Source organism: Reyranella sp. GW821-FHT14A01, assembly GCF_058803965.1.
Window position 1 is genome coordinate 78,204 of sequence record NZ_JBXAPM010000006.1, and the last position, 15,453, is coordinate 93,656.

At 66.5% G+C, this 15,453-nt stretch carries 18 protein-coding genes; 7 read left to right on the forward strand and 11 right to left on the reverse strand.

Features of this window, described 5'->3' with window-relative positions; translation table 11 throughout:
* Positions 1–57 precede the first annotated feature (57 nt).
* Positions 58–948, forward strand: coding sequence for an NAD(P)-dependent oxidoreductase (locus AC1ROX_RS11660; protein WP_493125606.1), 891 nt, complete (start codon positions 58–60; stop codon positions 946–948).
* A gap of 144 nt (positions 949–1,092) precedes the next feature.
* On the opposite strand, the gene AC1ROX_RS11665 is transcribed toward AC1ROX_RS11660, so the two are convergent.
* From AC1ROX_RS11665 to AC1ROX_RS11680, 4 genes are read right to left on the reverse strand one after another with little or no spacing between them, the layout of a single operon-like run.
* Positions 1,093–1,695, reverse strand: a complete 603-nt coding sequence (locus AC1ROX_RS11665) for an alpha/beta fold hydrolase (protein WP_493125608.1) — start codon at positions 1,693–1,695, stop codon at positions 1,093–1,095.
* Between the two features lie 2 nt (positions 1,696–1,697).
* The gene (locus AC1ROX_RS11670) at positions 1,698–2,345 is read right to left on the reverse strand and encodes a glutathione S-transferase family protein (protein WP_493125609.1); all 648 of its coding nucleotides are present in this window, start codon (positions 2,343–2,345) and stop codon (positions 1,698–1,700) included.
* A gap of 26 nt (positions 2,346–2,371) precedes the next feature.
* Complete coding sequence (locus tag AC1ROX_RS11675; protein ID WP_493125611.1) at positions 2,372–3,631, reverse strand: Nramp family divalent metal transporter; 1,260 nt, start codon at positions 3,629–3,631, stop codon at positions 2,372–2,374.
* 43 nt (positions 3,632–3,674) lie between these two features.
* On the reverse strand, positions 3,675–4,412 hold the full coding sequence (locus AC1ROX_RS11680; RefSeq protein ID WP_493125613.1) for a GntR family transcriptional regulator: 738 nt from the start codon (positions 4,410–4,412) through the stop codon (positions 3,675–3,677).
* A gap of 76 nt (positions 4,413–4,488) precedes the next feature.
* On the opposite strand from AC1ROX_RS11680, the gene AC1ROX_RS11685 reads away from it, so the two are divergent.
* Both AC1ROX_RS11685 and AC1ROX_RS11690 read left to right on the forward strand, forming a co-directional pair.
* Entirely contained in the window at positions 4,489–5,463 is a 975-nt protein-coding gene (locus AC1ROX_RS11685) for a tripartite tricarboxylate transporter substrate binding protein (RefSeq protein WP_493125615.1), read from the forward strand.
* A gap of 26 nt (positions 5,464–5,489) precedes the next feature.
* Entirely contained in the window at positions 5,490–6,269 is a 780-nt protein-coding gene (locus tag AC1ROX_RS11690; protein ID WP_493125617.1) for an aldolase, read from the forward strand.
* Positions 6,270–6,290: 21 nt separating this feature from the next.
* On the opposite strand, the gene AC1ROX_RS11695 is transcribed toward AC1ROX_RS11690, so the two are convergent.
* Positions 6,291–6,671 carry a hypothetical protein gene (locus AC1ROX_RS11695; RefSeq protein WP_493125619.1) on the reverse strand — a complete coding sequence of 127 codons (381 nt, stop codon included), beginning with the start codon at positions 6,669–6,671 and terminating at the stop codon, positions 6,291–6,293.
* Positions 6,672–6,673: 2 nt separating this feature from the next.
* A complete protein-coding gene (locus tag AC1ROX_RS11700) occupies positions 6,674–8,329 on the reverse strand; it encodes an NAD+ synthase (protein WP_493125621.1) in 1,656 nt (551 codons plus the stop codon).
* Positions 8,330–8,461: 132 nt separating this feature from the next.
* Here AC1ROX_RS11700 and AC1ROX_RS11705 point away from each other — a divergent pair, with 132 nt between their 5' ends.
* Entirely contained in the window at positions 8,462–9,445 is a 984-nt protein-coding gene (locus tag AC1ROX_RS11705; protein ID WP_493125623.1) for a D-2-hydroxyacid dehydrogenase family protein, read from the forward strand.
* On the opposite strand, the gene AC1ROX_RS11710 is transcribed toward AC1ROX_RS11705, so the two are convergent.
* From AC1ROX_RS11710 to AC1ROX_RS11725, 4 genes are all read right to left on the reverse strand, one after another.
* On the reverse strand, positions 9,442–9,906 hold the full coding sequence (locus tag AC1ROX_RS11710) for a hypothetical protein (protein ID WP_493125625.1): 465 nt from the start codon (positions 9,904–9,906) through the stop codon (positions 9,442–9,444). The genes AC1ROX_RS11705 and AC1ROX_RS11710 overlap by 4 nt on opposite strands.
* A gap of 228 nt (positions 9,907–10,134) precedes the next feature.
* Complete coding sequence (locus AC1ROX_RS11715) at positions 10,135–10,902, reverse strand: gamma-glutamyl-gamma-aminobutyrate hydrolase family protein (RefSeq protein ID WP_493126145.1); 768 nt, start codon at positions 10,900–10,902, stop codon at positions 10,135–10,137.
* A gap of 343 nt (positions 10,903–11,245) precedes the next feature.
* A complete protein-coding gene (locus tag AC1ROX_RS11720; RefSeq protein WP_493125627.1) occupies positions 11,246–11,554 on the reverse strand; it encodes a hypothetical protein in 309 nt (102 codons plus the stop codon).
* 16 nt (positions 11,555–11,570) lie between these two features.
* A complete protein-coding gene (locus tag AC1ROX_RS11725; protein ID WP_493125629.1) occupies positions 11,571–11,960 on the reverse strand; it encodes a RidA family protein in 390 nt (129 codons plus the stop codon).
* Between the two features lie 47 nt (positions 11,961–12,007).
* On the opposite strand from AC1ROX_RS11725, the gene trmFO reads away from it, so the two are divergent.
* Entirely contained in the window at positions 12,008–13,381 is a 1,374-nt protein-coding gene (trmFO, locus tag AC1ROX_RS11730) for a methylenetetrahydrofolate--tRNA-(uracil(54)-C(5))-methyltransferase (FADH(2)-oxidizing) TrmFO (protein ID WP_493125631.1), read from the forward strand.
* A 6-nt stretch (positions 13,382–13,387) separates the two neighbouring features.
* On the opposite strand, the gene AC1ROX_RS11735 is transcribed toward trmFO, so the two are convergent.
* Positions 13,388–13,963 (reverse strand): TetR/AcrR family transcriptional regulator, encoded by a 576-nt coding sequence (locus AC1ROX_RS11735; protein ID WP_493125633.1) that lies wholly within the window; start codon positions 13,961–13,963, stop codon positions 13,388–13,390.
* A 92-nt stretch (positions 13,964–14,055) separates the two neighbouring features.
* On the opposite strand from AC1ROX_RS11735, the gene AC1ROX_RS11740 reads away from it, so the two are divergent.
* Together AC1ROX_RS11740 and AC1ROX_RS11745 are read left to right on the forward strand one after the other, a co-directional pair.
* The gene (locus AC1ROX_RS11740; RefSeq protein ID WP_493125635.1) at positions 14,056–15,021 is read left to right on the forward strand and encodes a hypothetical protein; all 966 of its coding nucleotides are present in this window, start codon (positions 14,056–14,058) and stop codon (positions 15,019–15,021) included.
* 109 nt (positions 15,022–15,130) lie between these two features.
* Positions 15,131–15,430 (forward strand): acyl carrier protein, encoded by a 300-nt coding sequence (locus tag AC1ROX_RS11745; RefSeq protein ID WP_493125637.1) that lies wholly within the window; start codon positions 15,131–15,133, stop codon positions 15,428–15,430.
* Positions 15,431–15,453: the final 23 nt, after the last annotated feature.

The following is a 15,453-nucleotide window of genomic DNA, read 5'->3' on the forward strand; positions in this document are numbered from 1 at the left end:
CAAGGGACCGGGGTTTCTGTCGTATAGTCCCGGCAACACTAATTCCAGGAGGGAACCTTGAAAGTTGGATATATCGGCGTCGGCAACATGGGCGGCCCCATGTGCCGCAACCTCATCAAGCGCAGCAACCACTCTGTCACGGTGTTCGACCTGAACCCTGAGGCGGTGAAGACCTGCACCGATCTCGGCGCGACGGCCGGCAAGTCCATCGCCGACGTGACCAAGGGCGCCGACATCGTCATGACGTCGCTGCCCATGCCGCGTGACGTCGAAGCCGTCACCCTGGGCGACAACGGCATCCTGGCGAACGCCAGCAAGGGCCAGACCTACATCGACCTCAGCACCAACGCGCCCTCGATGGTGAAGAAGATCGGCGCCGCCATGGCCGCCAAGGGCATCGCCATGCTCGACGCGCCGGTGAGCGGTGGCACGGTCGGCGCCGAGGCCGCGACCATCGCCATCATGGTGGGCGGCGACAAGAAGGTGTTCGACGATGCGCTTCCCGTGCTGCAGTCGTTCAGCGCCAACGTGATCCACATGGGCGAGCTGGGCACCGGCACGGTGGCCAAGCTGGTGAACAACATGATGGCCTTCTGCAACGCCGCCGCCGCCGCCGAGGGCCTGATGCTGGGCGTCACGGCCGGCCTCGATCCGCAGAAGCTCGTCCAGGTGATCGCCAGCTCCAGCGGCAACTCCTCGGTCTTCAAGTCCTTCTCCGAGCGTGCCCTGTCCGGCAAGTTCTCGCCGCCCTCCTTCGCGCTCAACCTCGCGCACAAGGACCTGCACCTCGCCATGGAACTGGCCGACGAACTCGACGTGCCGCTGCCGCAGGGCTCGGCCACGCACAACCTGCAGCGCATGGCCCGCCGCATGGGCCTCGGCAACAACGACAGCTCGGCGATCCTGCAGGTCTACGAGTCGGTGCTGAAGAAGACGGTGAAGCCGTAGCAACAAATGATCCGTCGTCTCGACCGGAGCCGAGCGCAGCTCGGCGGAGTGGAGAGACCTTTTCTCTACGAATTGCCGGCTTTTAGTGGAGAGAAGGTCTCTCCGCTTCGCGCCTTCGGCGCTCCGGTCGAGACGACGGGTGTTCTAGGAAAGGTGCCGAGCGATCAGGCGCGCGACGTGGTCGGCATGGGTGCTGGCCACGTCGTGGTCGCCGCCGGGCACGACCTCCAGATGCGCGTCCGGCAGGCGTGACGCGAGATGCTTTCCGACCGCGACCGGGCTCACAGCGTCCTTGTCGCCCCAGATCAGCAAGGTAGGGGCCGCGATCTTTTCGACGGGCAGCGCTTCCGAAGCACGCACATCGGTGATCCACGCCACCGCCTTCGGGAACGACTTGCGATAATCCGCGCGCCAGTCGGAAGCCCCGAGTCCCACCATGTCGACGCCGCCCGAGGTCACGCAGAGGACCAGCCGGCGCACCAGCTCGGGATGCTCGAGGGCGATCTGCGCCGCCAGCACGCCGCCCATCGATTGGGCGACGAGATCGACCGGACCGTCCATCTTCGCCGTCACCAGCTTCTTCAGGTCGTCAAGGCCGCGGATGGCAGGATCGTGCGGTTGCGCGCCAAGACCGGGCCAGCCGAAATGCTCCTGCGGCCAGGCCGACGGCAGGGCCGTGGCGACCGGCTTCCAGAAATGCGGCGACCCGCCGGCGCCCGGCAGGAACAGGATCTTGGTTCTGGTCATGATCAGAGCCCCAGCTTGCTCATGAAGGGTGGCAGGGTCCGCCCGATCGACAGGAGATAGCGGCCCATCGCGCCGGCCACCTGCCGCACAGCCGGCCGTTCACTCATGCGATCCCGCCAAGCATGAAGCCGCGTCAATCCCGGCGCAACCGGCGCGCCCATCCGCTCGCCGAAGAGCTGCGCCATGTAGAAGGCGATGTCGACATAGGAATAGGCGCCAGCGATCCACTCCTGGCCGCCGATCGTGCGCTCCATTTCCTCGTAGAAACGCGATGCGGCATCGTGCGCGCCCGGCGCCTTGGGATCGCTCATCAGGCGGACGATGTGCGGGAAGTAGACCTCGTCGGACTTGTGCTCCAGCAGCCGCGCCCAGGCGCGCGCCCGCGGTTCCGACGGCCACAACGCCGGATCGCGCTTGAGCGATTCCAGGTACTCGAAGATCTGCGTCGAATCGAACAGCTCCAGGTCGCCGTCGATCAGCACCGGCACTTGTCGCTTGGGATTGATGCGCACGACCTCGGGATGTTTCGGCTCATAGAGCGCCTTCATCTCGAAGGGCACCATCTCGAGTTCGAACGGGACGTTCTTCTCGCGAAGGGCGATCTCGACCTTGGCGCCGAACATGCTGAGAGGACCGGAATAGAGCTTCATGGGTCCCCTTTACGGCGCGGTGATTTCTACATCAACACGAACATCCCGACAGCGGCCGCCGCCATCAGCACGAACGTCAGCCACCCCAGTACGTGCTGCCAGAGACTCGCGGTGAACTCGCCCATGATCTTGCGGCGCGACGCCACGATCATCATGGCGCCGATGATCGGCACCACGATCACACCGTTCAGCACCGCACTCCAGATCAGCGCCTTGATCGGGTCGATCGGCAGCAGCACGACACCGAGCCCCGCCAGGATCGCCGCCGCGATGGTGAGGTAGAAGGGCCGCGCCTCGCCGAACTCGTGTTCCAGCCCGACCTTCCAGCGCCGCACCTCGCCCAGCGCATAGGCTGCCGATCCGGCCAGCACGGGCACCGCCAGCAGGCCGGTGCCGATGATACCCAGGCTGAACAGCAGGAAGGCCGCTTCGCCCGCGATCGGCTTCAGCGCCTCGGCAGCCTGCTGCGTACTTTCGATATCGGTCTTGCCGTTGGCATTCAACGTGGCCGCCGTCGTGAGGATGATGAAGAAGGCCACGAGGTTCGACATCCCCATACCGATGGCGGTCTCCCAGCCGATGCGCGTCAGCTCCCGCGGTGCCTGTTCGGGATTGTCCTTGAGCGGTCCCGCCTCGTCGTCCGCCTCTTCCTCCTCCACCTCCTGGGAACTCTGCCAGAAGAAGAGGTACGGGCTGATCGTGGTGCCCAGCATCGCGACGACCAGCGTCAGCGTATCCTTGTCGAGGGCGAACTTCGGCACCACGGCGCCGATGGCGACCGCGCGCCAGTCGATATGGGCGGTGAAGACCACGCCGACATAGGCGAACAGCGAAAAGGTCAGGTACTTCAGGAAGCCGACATAGCGGCTGTAGGGGATGAACACGATCGCCAGCACCGAGGCGATGGCGAAGAGGAAGGTGAAGACCACCTGCCCCCACCCGACAAGCATCGCCACCGCCGCGCCCATGGCGGCCAGGTCGGCGCCGATATTGATGGTGTTGGCGATGAACAGCAGCAGGACTGCGCCCAGCACCACCGGTCGGGGGAAGGTCCGGCACATGTTGGCGGCCAAGCCCCGGCCCGTGACGCGCCCGATGCGGGCGCTTACCGACTGCACCGCTACCATCAGCGGCCAAGTCAGCACCACCGTCCAGAGAAGGCCGAAGCCCGCATGGGCGCCCGCTTGGGAATAGGTCGCGATGCCGCTTGGGTCGTCGTCGGCGGCGCCGGTGATGACACCGGGACCGAGCCGCTTGATCAATCCCTGTGTGTTGGTTGCGACCATGGACCCCTGCAACGGAAGACTTCGCTGCGAGTTCCGCCGCAGCTCAACGGGCCGGTTCGGCTTCCTGCTCCGCGAGGAGTTTCTTCACCTTGAGAAGCTTGGCGTGCAGGTGACGCCGCAGCAATGCGGCAACCTGCTCCCCGTCGCGTGCCTGCAGTGCCTTCATGATGACCTCGTGCTCGCGCACCGCCTCCTGCCATTGCGCCGGCGTGTTGAGGGCCATGTAGCGGGCTCGGCGCATCTGGCCGTCCAGGCCGGCATAGATCCTCGACAGGACCGGGTTCTGCGCGGCCTCGATCAGCCGCTCGTGCAGTCGCTGGTTCACCGTGAAGAAGCGATCCCGCTGGCGCGCACGGTAGCTCGCGACGAGTTGCTTGTGCAGGGCCAGCAGCTCGGCCAGGTCGTCGTCCGACATGTGCTGGCAGGCCAGCTCGCCCGCCAGCGCTTCCAGCGCCTCCATCACCGAGAAGATATGGTCGGCGTTGCGGGCACTCAGCAGTGCGACACGCGCCCCGAGACGCGGGCGGATCTCGATCAGGCCCTCTCCCGCCAGGACCCTGAACGCCTCGCGGAGCGGCGTGCGCGAAACGCCCAGCTCGCGGCCGAGGGTGCGTTCCCGGATCGGCCGGCCGGGCTCGAGCTCGCCGCTGGCGATCATGTCGCGCAGCCGTGCGATGACTTCGCCCAGCATCAGCGGCACCACGATCTGCCGTGCCTCGGGCCTCGGCCTGACGTCCGGAGGGGGGCCGGGCGCCTTCTTCCTGATCTTCTTGGTCTTCATGTCCGCAACCTAGACCAGCCTCGCAGGCGGCACGATGTTTGCTTTTGGTATACCATATGCCATCGTGGAGCACTTCATGACCATCCTCGCCCGCCTCACCGCCGCCGCGCTGATGTCCCTGGCCCTCGCGACACCCATCGCCGGGCCTGCCTTCGCCTATCCGGATCGGCCGGTGAAGATCGTCGTGCCCTATCCGCCGGGCGGCGGCACCGACGTCGTCGCGCGCCTGCTGGCGCAGCGTCTCACCGATCGCCTGAAGCAGCAGTTCGTCGTCGAGAATCGCGGCGGCGCCGGCGGGACGATCGGGACCGACGTCGTGGCCAAGGCCGCGCCCGACGGCCATACGCTGATGGTGGTGCCGACCAGCCACGTCATCAATCCCAGCGTCTATGCCAAGCTGCCCTACGACACGCAGAAGGACTTCGCGCCGGTCTCGCTGCTCGCCTCGGCGACGATCATGCTCGCGGTCAATCCGGCGGTGCCGGCCAAGACCGTGGCCGAACTCGTGGCCCTCGCCCGGCCCGGCGGCCCGGTCACCAACTTCGGATCGGCCGGCAACGGCACGGTGTTCCACCTCGTGGGCGAACTCTTCAAGAAGCTGGCCGGCCTGCAGGTCGTGCATGTGCCCTATCGCGGTGGCGCGCCGGTGGTGAACGCGTTGCTGGCCAACGAAATCCCGATGGCCTTCGAGACCGCCCTGGCCCTCGGCCCGCACGTCGCCGCCGGCAAGCTGCGAGGCCTCGCCGTGACGCAGGCCAAGCGCAGCAGCGCCTGGCCCGACATACCGACAACGGTCGAGGCCGGGTATCCCGCGCTGGAAGCCGACAATGCCTATGCCCTGTTCGCGCCCGCCGGCACGCCAACCGCGATCCTCGAGCAGCTGGCCCAGGAAGCCCGCGCCGTGTTCACCGATCCGGACATGAAAGCGAAGCTCGCCGAGCAGGGTGCCGAGGTCGTCGCGAGCAGCCCCGCCGAGCTGGCGGCCTATGTCGAGCGCGAGATGGCGAAATGGAGTGCCGTCGCGCGCGAAGCCGGCGTGCGACCGGAATAGCCCGCAATCAAACAAAGGAGGAAGACGTGCAGCCCATCATCCGCGAGAAGTCGGAATACTACGCCCGCACCAGCGTCCAGATGGACGCCCATCTGGCCCCACCGCCCTGGTCCTTGCGCGAAAAGCTGGCCCTCACCTGCCGTATCCTGGCCAACGAGGGCCACGAATCGGCGATCGCCGGACAGATCACGGCGCGAGGCGACAAGCCCGGGACCTACTGGATGCTGGGCTTTGGCCTCGGCTTCGACGAGGCGCGCCGCAGCAACATCGTGCTGGTCGACGACGATTTGAACCTTCTCGAAGGCGAAGGGATGGTCAATCCGTCCAATCGCTTCCATCTCTGGATCTACCGGCACCGGCCCACGGTCAACGCCATCGTCCACACCCATCCGCCGCACATCTCGGCGCTCTCCATGATCGGCCGGCCGCTGGTGGCCTCGCACATGGACACGTCGATGTTCCATGACGACTGCGCCTACCTGCCGGAATGGCCGGGCCCGCCGGTCGGCGACGAGGAAGGCGAGATCATCCACAAGGCACTGGGCGACAAGCGCACCATCCTTCTCGCCCATCACGGCCAGCTGAGTGCCTCCGCCACCATCGAAGAAGCCTGTGTGCTCGCCATCTTCATCGAGCGGGCCGCCAAGCTGCAGCTCATGGCCGAGGCCGTGGCCCCCATCAAACCGCTGCCGCCCGCCCTCGCCCGTGAGGCGCACGACTACCGCCTGAAGAAGCGCGCCGTCGAGGCGACGTTTCACTATTTCGGCCGACGGGCGCTGAAGACCGACGGCGACGCGCTGACCTGACCGCAGAGACGGAGGCCCCGGTCACGCGACGCCGGGACCATCCTTCAGATGGAACGGCAGCGAGGCCAGTTCGGGGGCCAGTTCCTTGACCTCGTCGAAGAACACGATGAAGTGGCGCGCGACGAGGCGCTGCAGCTCGCCGTCCGGCTGGTCGTCGCCATCCGCCGTCGTCATCTCCATGCCGTCCTTCGTCCGCACCCAGAGGAGCGCGTTGCGGGGCGCGTCCGGCAATTCGGAGAAGCTCAGCAGGCCGAAGGCGACGGCCTGCCGCCGGCGGGCATGTTGCGCCAGCGCATTGTCCTTCGTGAGGTCGCACAAAGCGAAGGCCAGCCTGCCCTGCGTGCCGTCCGGCAACGTCACGTCATATTCGCGTGTCGCCAGACGTCCGAGATCGTCGCTCACGTCTATCCCCTGAACCCGTTCACAATCGGATATCGCCGCTCGCGGCTGATATTGCGAGAGGTGATTTTGACGCCGGGCGGCGCCTGGCGCCGCTTGTATTCGGCGCCTTCGAGGAGGCGCCAGACGCGATCGACAGTCGCGGGGTCGTGGCCTTCCTTCGCCAGCGCCGCGGTGTCGAGGTCGCGCTCGATCAGGCCCTTCAGGATGGCGTCGAGCGTCGCATAAGGCGGCAGCGAGTCGGAGTCCTTCTGATCGGGCCGCAGCTCGGCCGAGGGCGGCTTGTCGATGATGCGCGTTGGGATCACCACGCCCGCGCGGCCCAGCGCTCCCACGGGCAAATGTTCGTTGCGCCAGCGGCAGAGCTCGAACACCGTGGTCTTGTAGACGTCCTTCAGCACGTTGAAGCCGCCGCACATGTCGCCGTAGAGCGTGGCGTAGCCGACTGCCATCTCCGACTTGTTGCCCGTCGTCACCACCATGCCGCCCAGCTTGTTCGACACCGCCATCAGGGTGACGCCACGGGCACGGCTCTGGATATTCTCCTCGGTCACGTCCTCGGCCCTGTTGCCGAACAGCGGCGTCAGCATGCCGCGAAACGCCTCCATCGCCGGCCCGATGTCGACGATGTCGTAGCGCACGCCGATCGCCTTGGCGCAGGCCTCGGCGTCCTCCAGCGACTCGCGGCTTGTGTAGGGCGACGGCATCATGATCGCGTGCACGCGCTCGGGGCCCAGCGCATCGGCCGCCACCGCCGCGGTGATCGCCGAATCGACGCCGCCGGAGAGGCCGATCACCACGGACGGGAACCCGGTCTTGTTCACATAGTCGCGCAGGCCCAGCACCATCGCCTGATAGATCGAGTCCAGCCGGTCGAGCTCGCGTGCGATCGGGCCGGGCTGGCATTCCCAGCCGCCGGCGCCGCGCCGGAATTCGATCGTGGCGACCTCCTCGGCGAAGGAGGCGAGCTTGGCCTTGAGCGAGCGGTCGGCGCCCAGCACGAACGAGCCGCCGTCGTAGACGACCTCGTCCTGCCCGCCGACCTGGTTGAGATAGACGAACGGCAGTCCGCTCTCGACCACGCGCTGGACGCCGAGCTGTACCCGCACGTCGGTCTTGCCGGCCTCGTAGGGAGAACCATTGGGCACCAGCAGGATCTCGCCGCCGGTCTCGGCGATGCATTCGACCACGTCGGGCGTCCAGACGTCCTCGCAGATCGGCACGCCGATCCGCACGCCGCGAAAGACCAGCGGCCCGGGCATCGGGCCGGGCGAGAAGACGCGCTTGTCGTCGAACACGCCATAGTTCGGCAGGTCGACCTTGTAGCGCTTGCCGACGATCCCGCCTTTGTCGAGGGCGACGACGGCATTGTAGAGCTTGCCGTCCTCGCGCCACGGCGTGGTGACGAACAGCGCCGGACCGCCATCGAGCGTATCGGCGCGCAAGGCTTCGACCGCGTCGTGGCAGGCCTGCTGGAAGGCGGGCTTGAGGACGAGGTCCTCGGGGAAGTAGCCCGCCAACACCATTTCGGAGAAGAGGACCAGATCGGCGCCCTGCTTCGCCGCTTCCGCTCGCGCGGCCCGCACCTTGGCGAGATTGCCCGCGACGTCGCCGACCTTGGGATTGAGCTGCGCCAGCGCGACTTTGAGTGTGTCCGTCATGTCGCGGCGAGTGTGCCGGGATTTGGCCGCACGTTCATCCTGATTTCCCTAGCCCTTCCATATACGGAGAATATGCCAAGGCGATTCGCTGCGTATTTGACGAAGCCGCATCCCGACGGTCAGCATCGCGCCATGAAGATCACGATCCTGGACGACTATTTCGACACGCTGCGCACCCTTCCCTGCTTCGCGAAGCTCGACGGCCATGAGGTCACGATCTGGAATGATCACGAGCAGGATGTCGATCGCCTGGCCGCGCGGCTCGCCGATACCGAGGTGCTGGTGCTGTTCCGCGAACGCACGCAGATCCGCGCGCCGTTGCTGGAGCGCCTGCCGAAGCTCAGGCTGATCAGCCAGCGCAGCGTCTATCCCCATATCGATATCGACGCCTGCACGCGGCTCGGTATCGTCGTGTCGTCGAGCCAGCATGCCGGCACGCCCTCGTACGCCGCGGCGGAGCTGACCTGGGCGCTGGCGCTCGCCGCGTCACGTCTCCTGCCGCAACAGATCGAGGCGCTGAAGACCGGCCGCTGGCAGATGGGCGTCGGCTCAACCCTGCGCGGCAAAACGCTGGGCATCTACGGCTATGGCCGCATCGGCGCGACCGTCGCGGGCTACGGCCGCGCCTTCGGCATGCGCGTCGTCGTCTGGGCGCGCGAGAAGACGCGGGAAGATGCAAGGCGCGATGGCTACGAGGTGGCGCCGGACAAGCCGACCTTCTTCCGCGAGTGCGACGTGCTCTCGCTCCACATGCGGCTGGTCGATGCGACGCGCGGCATCGTCACCCGCGCCGACCTTGCCGAGATGAAGCCGACGGCAATCCTGGTGAACACCAGCCGCGCGCCGCTGATCGAACCCGGCGCATTGGTCGCCGCCCTGCAAGCCGGACGGCCGGGCATGGCCGCCGTGGATGTGTTCGAGCAGGAGCCGGTGGTCGACACCGACCATCCGCTACTGAACATGCCCAACGTCATCGCCACGCCGCATATCGGCTACGTGTCGCGCGACGAGTACGAGGTGCAGTTCTCGGACATCTTCGACCAGATCGTCGACTATGTGGCCGGAACGCCGAGCCACGTGGTCAACCCGGCCGTTCTCCCCATGGCGAGACGCTAACCCGGCGCCGTCTCGGGATTTGCCTTTCGCACGCCGATCATCGTTGCGAGCAGCCGCTCGGCCGCCGCCAACGCCTCGTCGACATTCAGCGACCCGCCCGCCCAGGTGAAGACGCGACCGTCCCAAGCCTTGATCTCCGGCACGGGCTGCGTCTCGAAATGCTCCTCGACGCTGCGCATGCGCCAGAGATCGGGCAAGGGACCGTCGAACTCGGCGAGCGCCCTGACCAGCCCGTCCTGAAGCGCGGGGGAAAGGGCTGCCAGCTCGACGCTTCGTCGCAACTGGCGCAGCGCGATCATCAGCATCTGCACGTCCGCCCACATGCGCACGGCCAATCGCGACTCTTCCGGATCGGGAAGCTTGAGGCGGCGGCACTGCACCGTCACGAGCGAACAGGCATCCTGGGCGCGGCGCAGCGCATGCTCGACCACGCTGCTCCACGGCGGGCTGGCGCCGCTCACCTGCCGAAAATCCTGTCCCGCCGCAATCCGGCTTGAGATGATTTGAAGGAAATTGACGGGATTGGCCGAATTTTGTGCCGAAGCTCCTGTGTGCTCATCGTCGTCTCCCAAATACCAGCATCAACTCTCCCCCGCCTCCAAGGGGCCGGCGGAAATTTCCTTTCCGCTCTTGTGGTTAACGCTACACAAATTCACATACGGTGCAAATCAGAACGTTGGACGACGGTGTTAAACCCGAGCGCGCTCGCGGAGCGCCGCACCGAATGCCTGGAAGAGCGCGCGGTTGATCGGGTTGCTCTGGGGGTCGTATTCGGCATGCCACTGGACGCCAACGGCAAAGGCCGGCGCCTCGGCGATGCAGATCGCCTCGATCGTGCCGTCCTCGGCCACGCCCTCTATGGCGACCCTCTTGCCGGGATCGAGGATGCCCTGGCCATGGAGCGAATTCACCCGAATGCACTCGCAGCCGAGCAGCCTGGCGAAGTAGCCGTCCTTCACGAGCTGCACCTCGTGCCGGTCGGCGAACACCACGGTGGGATCGGGATGGACCTCGCCATTCTCGAGCCGCGGCATGCGGTGGTTCATGCGGCCCGGGATGTCGCGGATCTCGGGATGCAGCGAGCCGCCGAAGGCGACGTTCATCTCCTGGAAGCCGCGACAGATGCCGAAGATCGGCACGCCGCGCTCGACACAGGCCTCGATCAGCGACAAGGCCATCGCGTCGCGTTCTTGATCGTAGGGTTCGTGGGCGGGATGGGGCTCGATACCGAAGCGCGTCGGATGGACGTTGGCGCGGGCGCCGGTCAGCAGGATGCCGTCGACCGCACCCAGCAGTGCCTCGATGTCGGTGATGTCGGGCGTGCCGGCGAACATCAGCGGCAAGGCGCCGGCGACTTCCGCAATCGCCCGCAGGTTGCGTTGTCCCACGATTTGCACGTTATGGCGGTCGTTGATCACGCCGGAATTGCCGATCACCCCGACCACGGGTTTCTTGATGCTGGGAACCAACACGCGCCTGCCTCGACTTCGAAGGGCCGATAATGGCACTGCCTCCGGCGGCGTGCGAGTCCGCTGTCACGAAACGTCATTGACAGCCGCACCCGCTGGTGCGTGAATCGCTGCATCACGTTCGGCAGGGAGGTTTAGATGCATCCACCCAAGCAACGTGCCGCAATGATCGCCGAGGCAATCGTTCGGGCTTCGGCTTAGCGGCAGACACGGACAGCACGGCGGGAGCGGCCCCAGCGGGTCGCATCAGTCAGGCATGACCCCGAACTGGCCGCTCCCGACGTTCCTTTCCAGACTCGCTTCTGCTTCACGGCTCCTTCCGGGAACCGGTTCACTGCAAGGCCGGCACGTCGCGCCGCAGGTCTCCGCTGGCCCGACTGAAATGGAGCGTCAGGCGCCCGGCGACATCCTTCCCACGGTCGAACGCTTCGCCAGGAAGTTCCGTTTTCAAACCACGGGCGCCGAGTTCTTCCACCAACTCGTGCAGGCGGTCGCCGGGAATCTCGAACTGGAGGACGGCCATCGCGTCGGAGAGCAGCGAATGGCCGGAGACCCAGCCACCCGCTCGCGTGATCGCCTCCGACGCCGCGTTCACGCTCGCGTGAAAGACGTCGCGCGCGACGGCTTCGAGGCGAAGCAATCCCTCCTCCCTCGGCCTAGGACTTCGCCGCCACCACCTCGACCTCGACCAGCATCGAGGGATCGGCGAGGCCTGCCACGACGAGCAGGGTGGATGCGGGATAGGGCTCCTGCCTGACATACTTGCCGCGCACCTCGCGGAAGGCCGGGATGAAGCGGCTGTCGGTCAGGAAGACGGTGAGCTTGACGATGTCGCGGAAGTCCATGCCGCCGGCCTTCAGCACCTCACCGATATTCTTCCAGACCTGGTCGCTCTGCGCCTCGATGCCATCCTGCAGCTTGCCCGCAGAATCGACGCCGACCTGGCCCGACACGTAGAGCACACGCGCCTCCGGCGGCACCTCGACGCCGAGACTGTATTTGCCGGCAACGGACACGGACTTGGGATTGTGGAACTTGTTGGTCATGCGGGGGTCCCCATTGTAAGGAGGCGCACGGTTTCAGGTCGGAGAGCATGACGTCAAGCACCAAGCCCGTACACATTATCGGCGGCGGCCTCGCGGGCAGCGAGGCGGCCTGGCAGCTCGCGCAGGCGGGCGTGCCGGTGGTGCTGCACGAGATGCGGCCGGTGCGCGGGACCGAGGCGCATCTCACCGACAGCCTCGCCGAACTGGTCTGCTCTAACTCCTTCCGCTCCGACGATGCCGCGAACAATGCCGTCGGCGTGATCCACGAGGAGATGCGCCGCGCCGGCTCGCTGATCATGCGCTCGGCCGATGCGCACAAGCTGCCGGCCGGCGGCGCCCTGGCGGTCGATCGCCACGGCTTCTCGGCCACCGTGCAGGAAACGCTGCTCGCCCATCCGCTGGTGACGCTCGAGCGCGAAGAGGTGGCCGGCCTCCCGCCCGAGGATTGGGACAGCGTTATCGTGGCGACCGGCCCCCTCACCTCGCCCGCACTCGCCGACGCGATCGCCAAGATCACTGACGAGGAATCGCTCGCCTTCTTCGACGCCATCGCGCCGATCGTGCATCACGAGAGCATCGACCAGACGATCGCCTGGAAGCAGTCGCGCTACGACAAGGTCGGGCCCGGCAATGTCGAAGGCAGCGACGGTGCGGATTACTTCAACTGCCCGATGGACAAGCCGCAATACGAGGCCTTCGTCGCGGCCCTGCTGGCCGGCGAGAAGACCGAGTTCAAGCAGTGGGAGCACAACACGCCCTACTTCCAGGGCTGCCAGCCGATCGAGGTCATCGCCTCGACCGGGCCTCAGAGCCTGCGCTTCGGGCCGATGAAGCCGGTCGGCCTGCGCGATCCGCGCACCGGCCATCGCCCGTGGGCGGTGGTGCAGCTCCGTCAGGACAATGCGCTCGGTACCTTGTGGAACATCGTGGGCTTCCAGACCAAGCTGAAGCACGGCGAGCAGACGCGCATCTTCCGTACCATCCCGGGCCTGCAGAACGCCGAGTTCGCGCGGCTGGGCGGCCTGCATCGCAACACCTTCCTCAACAGCCCGCGCCTGCTCGACGCCACCTTGCGCCTGAAAGCGATGCCGCGCCTGCGCTTCGCCGGCCAGATCACCGGCTGCGAAGGCTATGTAGAAAGCGCCGCCGTCGGCCTGATGACCGGCCGCTTTGCCGCCGCCGAACGCCTCGGCCGTACGCAAGCCGCTCCGCCGCCGACCACGGCGATGGGCGCGCTGCTGGGCCATATCACCGGCGGTGCCGACGCCACGACCTTCCAGCCGATGAACATCAACTTCGGCCTGTTCCCGCCCATCGCCGGCAGCTTCAAGGGCAAGGAGCGCAAGCAGGCCATGGCCGTGCGGGCGCTGCGCGATTTCGACGACTGGCTCGGCCAGCAGCACGCGCCGATTGCAGCCTGATCGGCGTCAGAGCTTGCCCGCGATGTAGCGCTGCATGGTCGGGCCGATCTGCGCCACGATCTGCTCGCGGGTCATGGCAACCACCGGCGGCACCTTGATGACATAGCGCGCGACCGCCAGCCCCAGGATCTGGGTGGCGACCAAGCCTGCCCGCATCGGCAATTCGTACGGCGGCACGATGGTCGCGAGCATGGGCACCACCTGGCCGATGAAGATCGTGCGGATCTGCTGGACCGCCGCCTCGTTCGAGGTGGCCGCCCGCAACAGGATGACGAGGCTGCCGCTGCCGCGCGGTCCCTCCCACATGTCGAGGAAGTGCGCGATCAGGGTCTCGCCGATGCGATTCGGCTTCACGGACGCGATATCGGGCAGCTGGAGGTCGAAGGCGGCCGCCTCGGCGAACAGTCCGTCCTTGCTGCCGAAGTAGCGAATCACCATCGCCGGATCGATCGAGGCGCGGGCGGCGACGTCCCGGACGGTCGTCCGGTCGTAGCCCTGCTGCGCAAAGAGCTCCTGCGCCGCGGCAAGGATCGCCGCGCGTGTCCGTTCCGATTTCGTCGGGGTCGCGGGGTCTGTCGCCATCCTCAAACAAATGCCAACGTCTGTTGACAAATGCAATCCAGAAGCATAAGTCAACAATCGTTGACTTATTGACCTCGATTTTGGGGTGCCCAATGCGCCTGATGCAACCCGATCCCGCGTCCGCCCTGCTGGGGCTTCGCGCCATGAAGACCGTCGCCTCGGCGGCCGGACCGATGAGCCCGGTGCGGCGCGCTCTGCTCGACGCCGCGCGGCGCGTCGTCCTGCGCAGCGATGCCGACATCGATGGGCTCGCGCCCGTCACGCCCGCCGAGTTCGCCACGGGCTTCGCGGAGGGCCCGCTTCGCGAGCAGTTCACCAACGGCATGATGGTGATGGCGCTCGCCGATGGTGTGCCGCCGCGCGAGATGGTGGCCGTGGTCGAGGGTTTCGCGAAGGCGCTCGGCGTGTCGACGCCGGCGCTCACCGATATCCGCCTGCTCGCCGAGCAGCACATGACGCTGTTCAAGCTCGACTTCCTGCGGCGCAGCCAGATTGCCGACATCATGAAGAACCAGCTCGAGCAGAAGGGATCGCTGGGCCTCGCCAAGGCCGTGCTCACCCTGCGCGGCGTCCTGGAAGACCCGGCGCTCGCCGCGCGGTATCGCGCCTGGAACGACCTGCCGGAGGGAACGCTCGGCCACTCCCTGGTCCAGTTCTACGCCAGGAACGGCTTCAGCCTGCCGGGCGAGCGCAAGGGCTTCCCCGAGGCCGGTCTCTATCATGACCTCTGCCACGTGCTGGGCGGCTACGACACGGACCCCGAGGGCGAGGTCCAGGTCGCCTGCTTCACGGCAGGCTTCAAGCAGAAGACGCCGATCTTCATCATCCTGTTCGCGGTGCTGCTCTTCAGCACGGGGGTGAACGTGCGACCGTCGAACGAGGACTTCACGACGGTGGGCGTCCTGGGAAACCCCGGCATGGCCGAGCGCATGTTTGCCGCCATCGAGCGCGGGAGCCACGTCAACCAGGACCTCTCGGACAAGTGGGACTACTGGGCCTATGTGGCGCTGCCACTCGACGAGGTGCGCCGGCAGCTCAACATCGTTCACGCAGGCTGAACGACGGAAACATTCCGTAACGTCCCGCAACAGTGGGTAACCAAACGTTATTTCACAGACGGATGTCATCGGAGTGAAATGCCTCACCCCCCTTCCACGGAGTGAGTCCATGCAGGCCGTTCAGGAACTGGTCGCCCCCACCACTGCCATCCCCGCCGTCCCCGCGCTGCAGTTCGACGTGATGCGCGAGATTTTCACCCTGCTGGCGCCGTACAATATCGGCGGCAAGCCGATCACGCCGCAGACGGTGATCTCCAAGGGCCTGACCGTCGACTCGCTCACGATCATGGACGTGATCATGGAGCTGGAGGACCGGTTCGACATCACCATCCCGATGAACGTCGCGGCCGACATCGTGACCATCGACCAACTCGCGGACGCCGTCGTTTCGCAGCGCGCGAGGCGCTGACAAAACTCCCTACCCCATGAGAT

Coding starts and splice junctions, on each gene's coding strand:
- trmFO (WP_493125631.1), top strand. CDS start 12,008: ATGACGTCAAGCACCAAGCCCGTACACATTATCGGCGGCGGCCTCGCG.
- AC1ROX_RS11680 (WP_493125613.1), bottom strand. CDS start 4,412: ATGAAGACCAAGAAGATCAGGAAGAAGGCGCCCGGCCCCCCTCCGGAC.
- AC1ROX_RS11685 (WP_493125615.1), top strand. CDS start 4,489: ATGACCATCCTCGCCCGCCTCACCGCCGCCGCGCTGATGTCCCTGGCC.
- AC1ROX_RS11740 (WP_493125635.1), top strand. CDS start 14,056: ATGCGCCTGATGCAACCCGATCCCGCGTCCGCCCTGCTGGGGCTTCGC.
- AC1ROX_RS11735 (WP_493125633.1), bottom strand. CDS start 13,963: ATGGCGACAGACCCCGCGACCCCGACGAAATCGGAACGGACACGCGCG.
- AC1ROX_RS11745 (WP_493125637.1), top strand. CDS start 15,131: ATGCAGGCCGTTCAGGAACTGGTCGCCCCCACCACTGCCATCCCCGCC.
- AC1ROX_RS11675 (WP_493125611.1), bottom strand. CDS start 3,631: ATGGTCGCAACCAACACACAGGGATTGATCAAGCGGCTCGGTCCCGGT.
- AC1ROX_RS11725 (WP_493125629.1), bottom strand. CDS start 11,960: ATGACCAACAAGTTCCACAATCCCAAGTCCGTGTCCGTTGCCGGCAAA.
- AC1ROX_RS11700 (WP_493125621.1), bottom strand. CDS start 8,329: ATGACGGACACACTCAAAGTCGCGCTGGCGCAGCTCAATCCCAAGGTC.
- AC1ROX_RS11705 (WP_493125623.1), top strand. CDS start 8,462: ATGAAGATCACGATCCTGGACGACTATTTCGACACGCTGCGCACCCTT.
- AC1ROX_RS11670 (WP_493125609.1), bottom strand. CDS start 2,345: ATGAAGCTCTATTCCGGTCCTCTCAGCATGTTCGGCGCCAAGGTCGAG.
- AC1ROX_RS11665 (WP_493125608.1), bottom strand. CDS start 1,695: ATGACCAGAACCAAGATCCTGTTCCTGCCGGGCGCCGGCGGGTCGCCG.